Annotated in this window: 14 protein-coding genes; 6 read left to right on the forward strand and 8 right to left on the reverse strand. The window is 50.1% G+C overall.

Features of this window, described 5'->3' with window-relative positions:
- Positions 1–31 precede the first annotated feature (31 nt).
- The 3 genes from cysM (at position 32) to AC3ISQ_RS07220 (ending at position 3,075) form a co-directional block, all read left to right on the forward strand.
- Complete coding sequence (gene cysM / locus AC3ISQ_RS07210) at positions 32–913, forward strand: cysteine synthase CysM (RefSeq protein ID WP_489351871.1); 882 nt, start codon at positions 32–34, stop codon at positions 911–913.
- A 153-nt stretch (positions 914–1,066) separates the two neighbouring features.
- Entirely contained in the window at positions 1,067–1,747 is a 681-nt protein-coding gene (locus tag AC3ISQ_RS07215) for a response regulator transcription factor (RefSeq protein ID WP_489351873.1), read from the forward strand.
- A complete protein-coding gene (locus AC3ISQ_RS07220; protein ID WP_489351875.1) occupies positions 1,744–3,075 on the forward strand; it encodes an ATP-binding protein in 1,332 nt (443 codons plus the stop codon). The genes AC3ISQ_RS07215 and AC3ISQ_RS07220 overlap by 4 nt, the downstream gene beginning before the upstream one ends.
- 17 nt (positions 3,076–3,092) lie before the next feature.
- Here the strand turns inward: AC3ISQ_RS07220 and AC3ISQ_RS07225 are convergent, their stop codons facing one another.
- From AC3ISQ_RS07225 to cysZ, 8 genes are all read right to left on the reverse strand, one after another.
- Positions 3,093–4,130 (reverse strand): ABC transporter ATP-binding protein, encoded by a 1,038-nt coding sequence (locus tag AC3ISQ_RS07225; protein WP_489351877.1) that lies wholly within the window; start codon positions 4,128–4,130, stop codon positions 3,093–3,095.
- Positions 4,127–5,590, reverse strand: a complete 1,464-nt coding sequence (locus tag AC3ISQ_RS07230) for an ABC transporter permease (RefSeq protein WP_489353170.1) — start codon at positions 5,588–5,590, stop codon at positions 4,127–4,129. The genes AC3ISQ_RS07225 and AC3ISQ_RS07230 overlap by 4 nt, the downstream gene beginning before the upstream one ends.
- Positions 5,591–5,708: 118 nt before the next feature.
- On the reverse strand, positions 5,709–6,722 hold the full coding sequence (locus tag AC3ISQ_RS07235; RefSeq protein WP_489351879.1) for an iron ABC transporter substrate-binding protein: 1,014 nt from the start codon (positions 6,720–6,722) through the stop codon (positions 5,709–5,711).
- Positions 6,723–7,006: 284 nt separating this feature from the next.
- The gene (gene crr / locus AC3ISQ_RS07240; protein ID WP_142014508.1) at positions 7,007–7,516 is read right to left on the reverse strand and encodes a PTS glucose transporter subunit IIA; all 510 of its coding nucleotides are present in this window, start codon (positions 7,514–7,516) and stop codon (positions 7,007–7,009) included.
- Positions 7,517–7,567: 51 nt separating this feature from the next.
- On the reverse strand, positions 7,568–9,295 hold the full coding sequence (gene ptsI / locus AC3ISQ_RS07245; RefSeq protein ID WP_489351881.1) for a phosphoenolpyruvate-protein phosphotransferase PtsI: 1,728 nt from the start codon (positions 9,293–9,295) through the stop codon (positions 7,568–7,570).
- 47 nt (positions 9,296–9,342) lie between these two features.
- The gene (ptsH, locus tag AC3ISQ_RS07250) at positions 9,343–9,600 is read right to left on the reverse strand and encodes a phosphocarrier protein Hpr (protein WP_033635455.1); all 258 of its coding nucleotides are present in this window, start codon (positions 9,598–9,600) and stop codon (positions 9,343–9,345) included.
- Positions 9,601–10,001: 401 nt separating this feature from the next.
- Positions 10,002–10,970, reverse strand: a complete 969-nt coding sequence (cysK, locus tag AC3ISQ_RS07255; RefSeq protein ID WP_489351883.1) for a cysteine synthase A — start codon at positions 10,968–10,970, stop codon at positions 10,002–10,004.
- A 599-nt stretch (positions 10,971–11,569) separates the two neighbouring features.
- Positions 11,570–12,331: a sulfate transporter CysZ gene (gene cysZ / locus AC3ISQ_RS07260; RefSeq protein ID WP_489351885.1), complete on the reverse strand. Its 762-nt coding sequence runs from the start codon at positions 12,329–12,331 to the stop codon at positions 11,570–11,572.
- A 220-nt stretch (positions 12,332–12,551) separates the two neighbouring features.
- Between cysZ and zipA the strand changes: the two genes are divergently transcribed.
- From zipA to AC3ISQ_RS07275, 3 genes are all read left to right on the forward strand, one after another.
- A complete protein-coding gene (zipA, locus tag AC3ISQ_RS07265; RefSeq protein WP_489351886.1) occupies positions 12,552–13,583 on the forward strand; it encodes a cell division protein ZipA in 1,032 nt (343 codons plus the stop codon).
- An 83-nt stretch (positions 13,584–13,666) separates the two neighbouring features.
- Complete coding sequence (ligA, locus tag AC3ISQ_RS07270; RefSeq protein ID WP_489351888.1) at positions 13,667–15,688, forward strand: NAD-dependent DNA ligase LigA; 2,022 nt, start codon at positions 13,667–13,669, stop codon at positions 15,686–15,688.
- Positions 15,688–15,903: a DUF3820 family protein gene (locus tag AC3ISQ_RS07275; protein ID WP_489351890.1), complete on the forward strand. Its 216-nt coding sequence runs from the start codon at positions 15,688–15,690 to the stop codon at positions 15,901–15,903. Before ligA ends, AC3ISQ_RS07275 begins: the two co-directional genes overlap by 1 nt.
- Positions 15,904–15,907 lie beyond the last annotated feature (4 nt).

The following is a 15,907-nucleotide window of genomic DNA, read 5'->3' on the forward strand; positions in this document are numbered from 1 at the left end:
TTATTTTATGGCATATATACAGGCAAAGATCGTGACAACGCTGGAACACTGCATCGGTAATACCCCGTTAGTAAAATTACAACGACTGGCAACAGGGCTGGAAAGCGAGGTATGGGTCAAACTGGAAGGGAATAACCCAGCTGGCTCAGTAAAGGATCGTGCCGCGCTGGCGATGATTCAGCAGGCAGAGCTGCGGGGGGAAATCAAACCAGGTGATATGCTGATCGAAGCCACCAGTGGTAACACGGGTATTGCGCTGGCGATGATTGCGGCGTTGAAAGGTTATCCCTTGAAGTTGCTGATGCCAGAAAACATGAGCCAAGAGCGTCAGGCGGCAATGCGTGCTTACGGTGCCGAACTGATTTTGGTTAGCCGCGAACAAGGGATGGAAGGCGCGCGTGATATGGCATTGGACATGCAGCAACAAGGGCTGGGTAAAGTATTAGATCAGTTCAATAACCAAGATAACCCTTACGCGCATTTCACCACTACTGGACCGGAGATCTGGCAACAGACCTCGGGGCGAATCACTCATTTTGTTTCCAGTATGGGAACAACCGGTACCATCACCGGTGTTGGTGACTATCTGAAACAACAAAACTCGCAAGTGCAGATCATCGGCTTGCAACCGGCGCAAGGGAGCAGTATCCCCGGTATTCGTCGCTGGGCACCAGCTTATTTGCCGGGGATTTTCCGCTCAGAGCTGGTGGATCAAGTTCTGGACATTGAACAAATGGATGCAGAACAGACCATGCGTCAACTAGCACAGCGTGAAGGTATTTTCTGTGGTGTTAGCTCTGGTGGGGCTGTCGCGGGGGCTTTGCGTATTGCCGCCGACAATCCGGGCAGTGTGATCGTCGCCATTATTTGCGACCGTGGCGATCGCTATTTATCTACCGGTGTATTTGGTTAATTTTCTATTCTCCCTATTGAGCGAAATCCCGCTGAGACTTGTTTCAGCGGGATTTTTACGTATGGTGAGATGATATGTAAGGATTGCGTAAAATCGGCTGCATACTGAGGGTAGCGGCGAGAAAATGGCGCAAATCTGGTGAAGAGGCAGAGCATGAAAATTTTATTGGTCGATGACGACAGCGAACTAGGCACCATGTTGAGTGAATATCTGGCTGGTGAGGGATTTGATGCCACCTTGGTATTAACCGGCAAGGCGGGCATCGCGGGAGCGCTGTCCGGTGCGTATACCGCCATGATCCTCGACATCATGCTGCCTGATATGAGCGGAATCGATGTATTGCGTGAGGTGCGTAATAAAAGTCGCCTACCGATTATCATGCTAACGGCGAAGGGCGATAACATCGATCGGGTGATTGGCTTGGAGATGGGAGCCGATGACTACATGCCGAAGCCTTGCTATCCACGTGAGCTGGTGGCGCGTCTGCGGGCAGTCATGCGTCGTTTTGAAGAGTTGCGGCATGAAGAGCCAGTGCATGGCAACATCGATTTTAGTGCGTTAACACTGAATCCTTCGACGCGCAGCAGTGAGTGGCGTGGGCAACCGTTTGATCTCACAGCATCAGAATTTAATTTGCTGGAACTACTGTTGCGAGCGCCTGAGCGTGTGGTGTCGAAAGATGAGCTTTCAGAGAAAGGATTAGGCCGTCCACGTGAGGCTTATGATCGCAGCGTAGATGTGCATATCAGCAATATTCGACAGAAGCTCGCCTCTTTACCGGGGAGTAATCTGAGCATCGAAACCGTCCGTAGCATCGGTTATCGCATCAAATGAGAGTGCCACGCGGTCGGTTATTCTGGAAAATTCTGTTCGGTTTCTGGCTGACATTTATCATCATGACGCAGGCGCTGTGGGCGACGTTCACCTTTTATGGCAATCGCCATGAACCGCCGGAAAATACCTTCGCACGACGTATGGTCAATCTACAAATGACCTCAGCGGCTTCGATGTTGCGCAGTGGTGGCATGCCCGCTTTGAACGTGATGATGGCAGACTGGTCATCGGATGACCGGCGCTTTTTTAGCGTCATCCCTATGGCTATTCCTCCAACCGCGGATACTATCCAATCGTTGAATAACAAAAAACTGCCACGCGATATTGTTGAATGGGTACAAGCGCCCAATCAACAAGGCTATTTGTTGAAATACGATGTCGCAGCAGTACGCGATCAGTATCGACCGGGGAAGCGCCGCTGGCGAATTCTCAACGTTCCTGCACCGTTACTGTGGATTGGCGCGTTAGGCGGTCTATTGTTCAGTACGGTGTTAGCTTGGAACCTGACGCGTCCATTGCGTCAATTGCGTGGTGGGTTGGATCGCGTCGCGCAGGGTGATCTGGCTGTGAGGCTGTTCCCAGCTATGCGGCGCAGGCACGATGAGCTTTCGGATGTCGCGCGGGATTTTGATGCAATGGCGGAGCGCTTAGCAGTATTGGTCAGCGCCCGTGAGCAACTGCTGCATGATGTTTCACACGAACTTCGTTCACCGCTGGCTCGCCTGCAATTGGCGATTGGGCTGGCGCGGCAGAACCCGGATAATGTTGCTAACTCGCTCCAGCGCATTGAACACGAAGCGGAGCGGTTGGATAAGATGATCGGCGAGCTGCTAGCTTTGTCTCGCACGGAAAACGACAAACTTTCCGATGAAGAATATTTCGATCTGTACGGTTTGCTTGAAGCGGTGGTGAATGACGCACGTTACGAAGCACAAATTCCCGGTGTAGAAATCGTTTTGCAGGCCGACGAGGAGTTGGAATACACAGTCAAGGGCAACGCGGAACTGATGCGGCGGGCGCTGGATAATATAGTGCGCAATGCGCTGCGGTTTTCCAGTCACAGGCAACAGGTACTGGTCACGTTGAGTTGTGTGGAACAGTGGCTGCAGATCGTCGTTAGCGATCAAGGTCCGGGTGTTGAAGAAGATAAACTTTCTAGCATTTTTGACCCGTTTGTCCGGGTGAAGTCTGCTATGTCAGGTAAGGGTTATGGATTGGGATTGGCTATCACGCGTAAAGTAGTGCTAGCCCATGGTGGTCAGGTTGAGGCGAAAAATGGTGAGCGGGGTGGGTTAGTCATCACCTTAAAAATACCCCACTGGCAGTGAAGAGAGTACATCAGGCCCTAATTAACAAAAATATGTGCCAGCCCTAAAATACTCAAACTGACTTGGCTACCAGGGTAGACTCCTTCGCGGCTGATGGTTTTGATTTCGACGCGGGTACGGTTGTCAGTCATTTGCAGTGTGAGAGTCGAAACAAAACCTGCAAAATCGACGTGAGTGACGACAGCTTGTCGTTGTCCTGGCTGTGGAGCTAGGTTCAGTTGAATCTGCTCAGGGCGCAGCATAATGCGACTGTGACCATTACGTTGGCGATCGTCTACCTCAATGCGCCCCAGCACGCAATCTGCCCATCCTTGCTCTAAATGGGCAGAAAGTACCAAGGTTTCGCCAAGGAAGGTTGCAGTGGGTTCATCCACCGGACGCAAATAGAGGTCTTGTGGTGCTCCCACCTGTGCTAATTGCCCGTTGCGCATCACCGCGACCTGATCAGCAAATGACAATGCTTCGGCTTGATCGTGAGTGACCAGAATCGATGCAACCTTAGCCTCTGCGAGCAGTTCTGCCACTGCTTTACGCGTGGTGGCGCGTAGCCCGGTATCCAGAGCTGAGAAGGGTTCATCTAACAACATGAGTTTGGGTTGCTGTGATAAGGCTCGCGCCAAGGCGACTCGTTGTTGCTGACCGCCAGAGAGCTGATGTGGCCACAATGCCGCCAAGCGGCGATCCAGCGCGACCATATCCATCAGTTCATCAATACGCTTTTGTTTGGTTTGTTTGCTGCCGTTCAGACCAAAACCGATATTACCTGCCACGGTAAAGTGTGGGAACAGCGCTCCGTCTTGTGGCACAAAGCCAATACCGCGCTGATGAGCGGGCACCCAATGTGTGCCATTTGCCAGTGTTTGCCCTTGCAAAACCACCTGACCACTGTCTGGGACTTCAAAACCCGCAATAATACGCAGTAAGGTGGTTTTACCCGAGCCAGAAGGGCCAACAATGGCCGTGCGACTCCCGGTGGCTACACACAAGTCAACGCCTTGAAGTACGTCGATGCCGTTGTAAGACTTACCGATAGCGTGAAGTTCAAGCGTACTCATAAACCTGCCGTGCGTTTAGATTGTGAATAGAGAAGCCAAGTGAGTGGCAACGATAATACCACCATGATCAGGGCATAAGGTGCGGCCGCAACGTAGTCTATTTCGCTGGTCAGTGCCCAAAAACCGGTTGCTAATGTGCGGGTGCCATTAGGTGCGAGTAGTAAAGTGGCGGTCAGTTCATTGCTGATTGCCAAAAACACGAGTGCGGCACCCGCAGCAGCACCCGGAGCGGCTAGTCGCAAAGTGGTGCTCCACAACGCTTGTGCGGGTGAGCGACCTAAGCTGCGAGCGACGTTTTCCAGTTCAACTGGAGCCTGAGCGATACCTGCACGTAAGTTGATTAATGCCCGTGGCATAAACATCAATAAATAGGCCAGTAGCAGGGTGATCTCAGTTTGATAGATAGGCCGGAAGGCATGAATAGTAATAGTAACTAATGCCAGAGCGACGACGATACCGGGTAGAGAACTGGTCACATAGTTACAGCCTTCTAGGACACGATACAGACGAGCAGGGTAACGTACCGAAAGCCACGCCATTGGAATTGCGCACAAAGTGATAATGAGTGCGCCACTGGCCGCCAAGGCTAAAGTCTGTTGTAGCGCCGGTAACAATTCATCGTTGCTCCAAGCTTCTGAACCACCGAGGAATAACCAACGGGTGAGAGTAATAAAGGGGACGCCCAATGCTAACGCGGTGAGTGCCAACGGTAACAGTAAACTCAATAGGGTAAGTGTTGGTGATAGGCGATAAGGCGTTTGATTGCGAGCGCTGCCAGAACCCACTCGTGCATAGCGCGCTTTACCTCGGCTGATGGCTTCGAGGATCAGTAATACCAGACAACACAATACCAATACACCCGCCAGCATGTTGGCTGCCGGACCGTTAAAGGTCGATTGGAACTGATCGAATATGGCTGTGGTGAAAGTATCGAAACGGATCATGGCATATAGGCCATATTCCGCCAACAGATGCAGGGCAATTAATAAAGATCCCCCCCAAACTGCCAATTTTAGCTGTGGAAGCACTACACGAAAAAACACCACCAAAGGCTTACTGCCGAGTGACGTGGCGACGTCTTCAATCGCCGGGTCCAGTCGCCGTAATACCGCGGCTGTAGGCAAATAGATAAAGGGAAAATAGGCGAGCACTGAGATAAATACACCTGCCGCCAGCCCATGCATTGATGGCACTAAACTAATCCACGCATAGCTTTGTACAAAGGCAGGCACGGCGAGTGGTGCTGTCGCTAATATTGACCAAAGGCGTCGTCCCGGCAAGGTGGTTCGCTCGGTTAGCCAAGCCAATGTGATTCCCAAAAGGGCGCAGATCGGTAACGTGAAGATCACCAGTAGCGTGGTGTTTAGCAGTAATTCGCCCACTCGTGGGCGGAATATCAGCGTCTTGATCGTCGGCCAGCCGGTTTCAAAGGCGATGCTGACGACAAAACCTAGTGGCATCAATGCCAATAAGGAAAATGCAACGGCTATGGCCACGATCCACAATCCCGGCTTTTGCCGGGATTGATGGTGTGCCGTTAATGCAGGGGGTTTTGCACTAATCATCGACATAAAGGGATTACAGTAGGCCAACTTCAGTCATCAATTCGACCACTTTTTTGCTGTTTAATTGCCCAGCATCGACCTTCGGTGCATCCAGATCTTTCAATGGCACCAGTTGAGGATTAGAGGCAGCACCGACACCGACGGCATATTCGAACGCGGTATTGGTGCGCAGGATTTCTTGGCCTTTTTTACCGGTGATCCACTTCACGAACTCTTGTGCTTGCTGCGGATGTTTGCTGGAAGCCAAAACGCCACCACCAGAGGTGCTGACGAATGCACCTGGATCTTGATGTTTGAAATAGTACAGTTTGACGTTTTTGCTGTTTTCGCCAGTTTTGGCTTTATCAACAAACGGGTAGTAATGATAGATCACCCCGCTGTCGATCTGCCCGGCGTTAACCGCTTTCATCACTGTGCTGTTGCCTTTGTAGGCGGTGAAGTTGGTTTTCATCGCTTTCAACCAATCTCGCGTGGCTTGTTCGCCTTTCAGTGCCAATAACGCGCTGACAATGGCTTGGAAGTCGGCACCGGAAGGGGAGGCTGCCCAGCGGCCTTTCCATTCGGGTTTAGCGAGATCCAGCAGCGATTTTGGCAACTGTGCTTCGCTCAGTTTCGCTGGGTTATAGACGAATACCGTGGAGCGTGCAGCAATGCCTACCCAGCGGCCGTGTTCTGGACGGTATTGCGGTTTTACTTGCGCCAGGGTCGTGGTATCAAGCGGGGCGAACAATTTGGCGTTATCGACTAATACCATGGCCGGGGAGTTTTCTGTCAGGAACACATCGGCGGGTGAAGCACTACCTTCCTGCACCAGTTGGTTGCCTAATTCGCTGTCGCCGCCATTACGCAAAGTGACTTTAATACCCGTGTCTTTAGTGAAGCCGTCAACCCAGGATTTCACCAGATTTTCGTGCTGAGCGTTATAAATCACAATGCTTTGGTCATCGGCGGCTTGAGTTGAAAATGCCAACATCAATGATGAAGCCAGTAGGGCAACCGATCCGAGAGAGGAAAAACGCAACGCCATAGTCGTATCCTTTTTAAAGGTCTAATAGTAACCACGTGTGTGCCTGGTCAATGCCAGTTGCCATGATTGTACTTAAGAATACTAACAATGATAGTGAAAACGATTCGTATTAAAATATTTCACTGATTAGCTGCGTAAGCATCAACAGTAAGAAAAAATTTAATATCAGATTCTAACTTCAAGTGAGGGGATGACAGGAACCATTGAAATGAAATAAAAAAGAAGCCTGCTCATGTTGAGAGCAGACTTCTCTATTAACGGGCAAGTATTATGCCGTTCTATGCTTACTTCTTGATTCGGATGATCGGAGTTTCACCAACGGTGACGCTGCCAGACAGTTTGATCAGTTCTTTGATCTCGTCCATGTTGGAGATAACAACCGGAGTCAGTGTAGACTTGGCCTTCTCTTCCAACAGAGCCAGGTTGAACTCGATAACCACATCGCCTTTCTTGACGCGTTGACCTTCTTCAGCGATGCGTTTGAAGCCTTCGCCTTTCAGTTCAACAGTATCGATACCGAAGTGGACAAACAGCTCAATGCCGCTGTCGGATTCGATAGAGAAAGCATGGTTGGTTTCGAAAATTTTACCAATAGTGCCGTCAACTGGAGCAACCATTTTGTTGCCAGCAGGTTTGATAGCAATACCATCACCAACGATCTTTTCTGCAAACACTACGTCCGGTACATCTTCGATATTGACGATTTCGCCAGAAAGTGGAGCGACGATCTCGATAGTGCCCGTGTCTTTCTTGTCATCAGAAACCAGAGATTTCAGTTTATCGAACAAACCCATGATCTTCTCCTAAGCATTAAATTGGGCGGCGTTTTCCAGTGTCGTGGAAGTTTAGCAGAGAGTCTTCTCTTCGATGAACTTATTCACACAGTTCATCAGATCTTGTGCCGTTGGCTGTGCCAAGGCTTGTGCTGCTAACGCCTTCACATCTTCGAAATTCGTATTACGAATAATTTTCTTGATGCGTGGGATGGAAATCGCGCTCATGCTAAACTCATCCAAACCCATGCCCAATAACAACAGTGTAGCACGCTCATCGCCAGCCAGTTCGCCGCACATACCGGTCCACTTACCTTCCGCGTGAGATGCATCAATGACCTGTTTGATCAGGCCAAGCACTGATGGGGACATCGGGTTATAGAGATGAGAAATCAGCTCGTTGCCGCGATCTACCGCCAGAGTATACTGGGTTAGATCGTTTGTCCCAATACTAAAGAAGTCGACTTCTTTTGCCAGGTGGTGAGCGATGACTGCCGCAGCCGGTGTTTCCACCATCACGCCCACTTCAATTGTTTCGTCGAATGCTTTGCCCTCTGCGCGTAGTTGCGCTTTCAGCGTTTCTAATTCGCCTTTCAGATCGCGTACTTCTTCAACCGAAATAATCATCGGGAACATGATGCGCAATTTACCGAAAGCAGAGGCTCGTAGGATAGCGCGCAACTGAGCGTGCAAAATTTCACGACGATCCATAGCGATACGGATAGCACGCCAGCCGAGGAATGGGTTCTCTTCTTTCGGCAGGTTCATGTATGGCAGATCTTTGTCACCGCCAATGTCCATGGTACGAACGATGACGGCTTGAGAGCCCACGGCTTCTGCAACGGCTTTATACGCTGAGAATTGCTCGTCTTCGGTTGGCAGTGAATCACGATCCATGAACAGGAATTCGGTACGGTACAGGCCGACACCTTCAGCGCCATTGCGCTCTGCACCTGCGACGTCGCGCACGGTACCGATGTTGGCACAAACTTCAACCTGATGACCGTCCAGCGTAATCGCGGGCAGATCTTTCAGCTTAGCCAGTTCGTCTTTCTCGGTGACGTATTGCTTCTGAGCGGCTTTCAGCTGTTCGATTACTTCGGTAGTCGGGTTAACGTAAATTTTGTTGTTAACTGCGTCTAGAATCAGGTAATCGTCGTTTTTCACCTGTTTGGTGACGTCGGAAGTACCAACGATGGCAGGCAGTTCCAGAGAACGTGCCATGATCGAGGTGTGAGAAGTACGGCCACCCAGATCGGTAATAAAGCCCAGCACTTTGTCTAGGTTCAATTGTGCAGTTTCGGACGGGGTCAGATCAGTCGCCACCAAGATAACTTCGTTCTTGATGGAGCTTAGATCGACAATCGCCAGACCGAGGATGTTTTGCAGCAGACGTTTACCGATGTCACGTACGTCAGCCGCACGTTCTTTCAGGTACTCGTCGTCTAATTCTTCCAGTGCTTTCGCCTGGCCTTCGATCACGGTGTAAGCCGCGGCGTCCGCGGATGCCAGATCGTCTTTGATTAGGGCTATGATTTCCTGCTCAAGCTCTTCGTCTTCCAGCAACATGATGTGGCCTTCGAAGATTTCGGCCTTCTCTTCGCCGAAGGTTTCACCAGCTTTGGTCTTGATGGCTTCCAACTGCTCGGATGCCTTGGCTCGGCCAGCGAGGAAACGTGAGACTTCTTGCTCCACAAGGTCTGCAGAGATCTTTTTCCGGTTGATGATAATTTCATCTTCTTTCAGTAAAAGAGCCTTACCAAAAGCGATACCCGGTGATACTAAAATGCCTGAAATCATAACCCTACCTTACTCTTGACTGGTGTTAACTAAAAAGACGGGCTGGATTACTCAAGCTCTGCCATCAGTTTTACCAAGTGCTCAACGGCTTTCTGCTCGTCTTCACCTTCAGCTGAAATAGTTACTACTGTACCTTGGGTTAACCCCAGAGTTTGCAGCTTGAACAGGCTTTTAGCGCTGGCGCTTTTGCCGTTAGAGGTTACGGTAATGTCAGACGCGAAGCCTTTAGCTTCTTTAACGAACTGAGCGGCAGGGCGAGTATGCAGGCCATTAGGTGCGGTAATAGTAACTTCTTGCTGGAACATTGATGTTTCCCCAACTTATTGGATTAATGTTGTGGAGCTAAAGTTTAGCTTAACGGCGAGACTTTAGCTTGTCTGCGTAGCGCCTGACTATGGTACAGAGGCGAACTTCGGTGCAACAGGAAACGACGCTTTAGGCAGTCCAGATCAAAAAAATCGGATTTTTGGCGTCGTTTCAATCAGCTCCCCATTATGCCGTGCTTTGTATCTGAGCGACAAACGAGTAAATCGATTCAGCTCAAACTAAAACGCGGATGGGGAATAATTTCGCGCATCAAAATAATTGTCCGGTTAAATACTAAAGCTAGCGCGCAAAAGCAATCTTTCACTGCTGTAAACTTTGATCCAGTCCACAAAAAAAGCACCTCGAGAGGTGCTTTTTTAGCTTTTCGTGCACTGAGAAATTACTGCTGCAATTCTTGTTCTGTGAACAGGTCTGCAAACAGCGCAGTGCTGAGATAACGCTCACCGGAGGACGGCAGAATAACCACAATCGTCTTGTCCGTAAAGTCAGGCTGTTCTGAAATTTTGACGGCGGCGGCAACGGCGGCACCGGAGGAAATCCCTGCTAGAATGCCTTCTTCTTCCATCAAACGACGCGCCATACTGATGGCTTCATCGTTAGTTATTTGCTCTACTCGGTCGATTAGCTCCAGATCTAGATTGCCCGGAATGAAGCCCGCGCCGATGCCTTGGATTTTGTGTGGACCCGGTTTGATCTCTTGGCCAGCCAGCGCCTGAGTGATTACCGGTGAATCCGTAGGCTCTACGGCGACGGCGGTGATCTTTTTACCTTTAGTATTTTTGATGTAGCGGCTGACACCTGTCAGCGTACCACCAGTCCCCACACCAGCGATAAACACGTCGACTGCACCATCGGTATCTTCCCAAATCTCAGGGCCGGTGGTTTTTTCGTGAATGGCTGGGTTAGCTGGGTTACTAAACTGCTGCAGTAAAAGGTATTTATTAGGATTGCTGGCGACAATTTCTTCGGCTTTAGCAATCGCACCTTTCATGCCTTTGGCGCCTTCGGTCAGAACCAGATTGGCACCCAACGCTTTGAGTAGTTTACGGCGTTCGATACTCATGGTTTCTGGCATGGTCAGCGTGAGTTTGTAACCGCGAGAAGCGGCGACAAAGGCCAGTGCGATACCGGTATTACCGCTAGTCGGTTCAACCAATTCGATGCCTTGTTTGAGAACGCCACGTTTTTCTGCGTCCCAAATCATACTGGCACCTATGCGGCATTTAACGCTGAAGCTTGGATTGCGAGATTCAACCTTGGCGAGGATCTTTCCATTGCCGATACGGTTCAGACGAACCAGCGGCGTATGGCCGATTGTTAATGAGTTGTCTTCATAAATTTTGCTCATGGTCCGTCCTTTAACTCTATGAATAATGTAGGGAACGTTGGAAGCATACGCGAACCACCCTAGCAGGGAAGTAAGGAATTGGTATATAGATATGTGATTAGGAAATAAGTTGAGATTTGGAAGTGAGACTGTTTTTTATCTAATTTCAATTGGTTATATTAATCACAGATTTCTTTTGCAAAACTATTCAGCAAAACTGTTGAATTCTTGACCTTTATTTACACGGCAATAACAACCAAATCTTTGTCTCGGTTATCACTCATTAACGACCTACCTACCCACTGATGAATCAACGTATTGAAACGAAAAATGTGCAAAAAGCAATTAATGCGATAACGCCTAGCGTGGCGAGAACAACTAACGTGATAATCATGGTTTTTCTAATCATCGAGTAACCTCCGGTAAATGACTTTATTGGGTGGCAAGTCAGTATTGTCGTCGACAGTTAAATTTTGGTTAAACAAAGAGCGATTTTTTGAACCTGCCAGATTTGCTGGGGTTGAAGAGCCATGCTAGATCGTATTGACAGCGGCTCTGCCCGGAATGATAAATGGCTCGGTAATGCGTAGGGTGCATGTATGCACCCTCTAAAAAATGTATTAATGGCGCACAAATTGTGGACGATAACGGTCTACCCACATCGCTGTAGCGCCGCAAACTGCTACTGGCAAAATCACCAAGTTAAGAATGGGGATCATGGTAAACAGACTGACCAGTGCACCAAATTGCATGTTAGAGGCTTTGTGCTGACGTAGCGCACTGCGCATATCGGCAAAACTGACCTTATGGTTATCAAACGGATAATCGCAATATTGGATAGCTAACATCCAAGCGCTAAACAGGAACCATAGTACCGGTGCGACCGTTTGACCAATGCCTGGAATAAAATACAACACCAATAACAGTAATGCGCGCGGTAGGTAATAGGCCAGTTTACGCCATTCGCGCGCCATGATGCGTGGCACGTCTTTCATCATGCCAAGTACACCAGAATCGGGGAGCGGTTTACCGGTCAGGTTGTTTTCCAACTGTTCGGCCAATAAGCCACAAAACGGGGCGGCGATAATGTTAGTGATGGTACTAAACAGATAACCGGCAACTAACAGCACGGAAATGACCGTCAGTGGCCACAATAAATAGCTCAACCACTGCAACCAGTTAGGTACGTGATCCATCATACTTTGGATCCATTCCCCCAAGTGGCTAAACAGCCACCAGAAACCCGAACCCATTAACACCACGTTAACCAACAGCGGCAGCACGACATAGCGTTTAATTCCCGGGCGGGAAATCAAGCGCCATCCTTCGGCGAAATAATGCACACCGCTGGCAGATTTGGTAGGAGACTGCGAATAGGACATATCTTAAGTTATCTCTTTGTCTGAACAGGCATCCCTATCATATCGGGATGATTTTCCACTGGCTAGCGGGAGATTGACCGAAAAATCAGCAAAAAAATGCAGAATAATCATCTTTATTGGCATAAAGTTCAGCACAGACTTGCACTTGTGTGCTTGGGCAAATAGAGTTAAGAGTGAATGTTTGCCGCGGTGGCAATGTATTGGAACAACAGAGATAGCAATGATGCAGGATTTGCGTCTGATATTAATCGTTGTTGGCGCGATCGCCATAATAGCGTTGTTATTGCATGGTCTTTGGACTAGTCGCAAGGAACGCTCATCACTTTTTCGCGATCGCCCAGCCAAACGTTCGAAACAGGAACGTGAACCAACCCCGATCGACGATCTCGAAGAAGGCGTGGGGGAAGTGCGTGTGCGCACGGCTCATCCACAAGACGAGCCGTCATTTGGCCATTTTGATGCCGCCCGCGAAGAACCCTCGGTCGCGCCGAAAGCAGCCCCTGTGGCTGAACCGGCACCTAGGGTCGTTCAACCGGCTGCTCATCAACCGCCACCTTTGTCTCAAAGGCCGGACTATGATGACATCTTGTTGGATAATTATACGCAGGATAGAGACAAAGCGCAGGATGAAGACAGAACGCCAAGCGAAGGCGACGAGCCGCAGCAACTTGCGCCACGTCGTGAGCCGCGCGTTGATGACTTGCCACCTGCACTGGAACCTATGTTCCATGCCGAGCCCGCTCAGTCAGAAGTTAAGAAGGTAGAACCGGAGCCTCAGTCTGCTTCAGTACCGCCAACTCAACCGGCAAAACTGAAAGAAACCGTATTGGTTCTGCATGTTGCTGCGCATCAAGGTGGCACCATTGGTGGTGAAGTCTTACTGCAAAGCGTGCTGCAAGCAGGTTTCCAGTTTGGTGAAATGGGTATCTTCCATCGCCATATCAGCCCAGCAGGTAGCGGCCCAGTGCTGTTTAGCTTGGCGAATATGGTTAAACCAGGATCGTTTGATCCTGAGATGATGTCTGATTTCTCTACGCCGGGTGTTTCTATGTTTATGATGGTGCCGTCTTATGGCGACGCTAATCAGAACTTCAAACTGATGCTGCAATCGGCACAGCGCATTGCTGATGATGTGGGTGGTGTGGTGTTGGACGACGAACGCCGCATGATGACCCCGCAAAAGCTGGAAGCCTACAAAGGGCGTATCCGGGAAGTGTTGGAAAACAGTCCACCTGTTAAAAACAATGCTTAACGGTTGCTACGCGCACTGAACAATCCGTAATCCCAAAGCCCCCGCCTGTCGGGGGTTTTGTTATCTATCTTTGATGGTGAGCCATGGCCTCGATAACCCAAAAAATCAATCAACTACGAACCTCACTGCGCCATCATGAATACCAGTACCATGTACTGGACGCACCGGAAATTCCTGATGCGGAATACGATCGCCTGATGGGTGAACTGCGTGAACTTGAAGCTGCTAATCCAGAGTTGATCACCGCTGATTCACCGACTCAACGCGTTGGTGCCACGCCGCTGGCGGCTTTCGATCAAGTTCGTCACGAAGTGCCGATGCTGTCGCTGGATAACGCATTCGATGAAGAAAGTTTTCTGGCGTTCTACAAACGAGTGCAAGATCGCCTGAAAAGTGCTGAAGCACTGACTTTTTGTTGTGAGTTGAAGCTCGATGGTTTAGCGGTCAGCTTGCTGTATGAAAATGGCGAACTGGTTCGTGCGGCAACGCGTGGCGATGGCACTACCGGTGAAAACATTACCTCTAACGTGCGTACTATTCGCGCTATTCCACTGCGTTTAAGCGGCGATAATATCCCGCGTCGTGTGGAGGTGCGGGGTGAAGTCTTTATGCCGCAGGCCGGTTTTGAGGCGATGAACGAAGAAGCTCGCCGTAAGGATGGCAAAGTGTTTGCCAACCCGCGTAACGCGGCGGCGGGTTCTATTCGTCAGTTAGACTCGCGAATTGCTGCGGCACGTCCGTTAACCTTTTTCTGCTACGGCGTGGGTTTGTTGGAAGGTGGCGAATTGCCTCGTAGTCACTTACAACGTTTACTGCAATTTAAAGCTTGGGGTTTGCCGGTGAGTGAGCGAGTTAAACTCTGCACGGGCAGCGATGGCGTGTTGGCGTTTTACCGCCAGGTTGAACAGGACCGCCCACATCTTGGTTTTGATATTGATGGTGTGGTGGTGAAGATTGACGATATCTTTCTGCAAGAACAACTGGGTTTTGTGGCACGAGCACCACGTTGGGCAACCGCATTTAAATTCCCCGCACAGGAGCAGATCACCGTGGTGCGTGACGTGGAGTTCCAGGTGGGGCGCACTGGTGCCATTACCCCGGTGGCACGACTGGAGCCAGTGCTGGTGGCCGGTGTGACCGTCAGCAATGCCACGTTGCATAATGCTGATGAGATTGAGCGCCTTGGTTTGCGTATCGGCGATACGGTGATAGTGCGTCGCGCTGGTGATGTCATTCCACAAGTGGTTGGCGTGATTGAAGATAGTCGTCCGGCAGACGCACGAGAAATTGTTTTCCCAGACCACTGTCCGGTATGCGGTTCTGCCGTTGAACCTGATGGTGATTCGGTTGCACGTCGTTGTACCGGTGGCTTGTTCTGTGGCGCACAGCGTAAAGAGGCGTTGAAGCATTTTGTTTCCCGTCGCGCGCTGGATGTCGACGGTATGGGGGACAAGATCATCGAGCAGTTGGTTGATAAAGAATATGTGAAAAACCCGGCGGACCTGTTCCGTTTGTCCGCCGGTATCCTGACCGGTTTGGATCGTATGGGGCCGAAATCGGCACAGAATTTGGTCAATGCGCTGGCCGCAGCGAAACAAACGACCTTTGCCCGTTTCCTGTATGCATTGGGGATTCGCGAAGTAGGGGAAGCCACGGCGGCTAACCTAGCCGCGCACTTCGGTTCGTTGGAAAAGCTGAAAGAAGCGGATATTGAAGCGTTGAAACTGGTGCCAGACGTCGGTGAAGTGGTGGCAAAACATGTGCTGCATTTCTTAGAAGAAGAGCACAACCAGCAAGTCATTGACGAATTAGTCAGCCCAGAGGTCGGGATTCATTGGCCAGCGCCGATTGTAGTCGTGGCGGAAGAGATCGACAGCCCATTCGCCGGTAAAACCGTGGTATTGACCGGTTCCCTGAGTCAACTTTCTCGCGATGAAGCGAAGGATCGGTTGACGGCGCTGGGCGCGAAAGTCAGTGGTAGCGTCTCGAAGAAAACCGATTTAGTGATCGCCGGTGAAGCGGCGGGCTCGAAATTGGTGAAGGCGCAGGAATTGGGTATTGAAGTGATTGACGAAGCGGAAATGATCCGCCTGTTAGGTAACTGATGGAAAAAGAAAATCTGATTGAAATCGCCAATACCGTGATGCCATTCGGCAAGTATCAGGGGCGGGTGTTGATCGACTTGCCTGAGGAATATTTGCTGTGGTTTGCCCGTAAGGGCGAATTTCCTAAGGGCAAACTCGGCGAACTGATGGAAATGACGTTGGCGTTGAAAATTGATGGGCTTGACGGATTGGTCAAGCCCTTGAAACGTAGTTAAAACT

Source organism: Serratia sp. KH_031 (assembly GCF_057839655.1).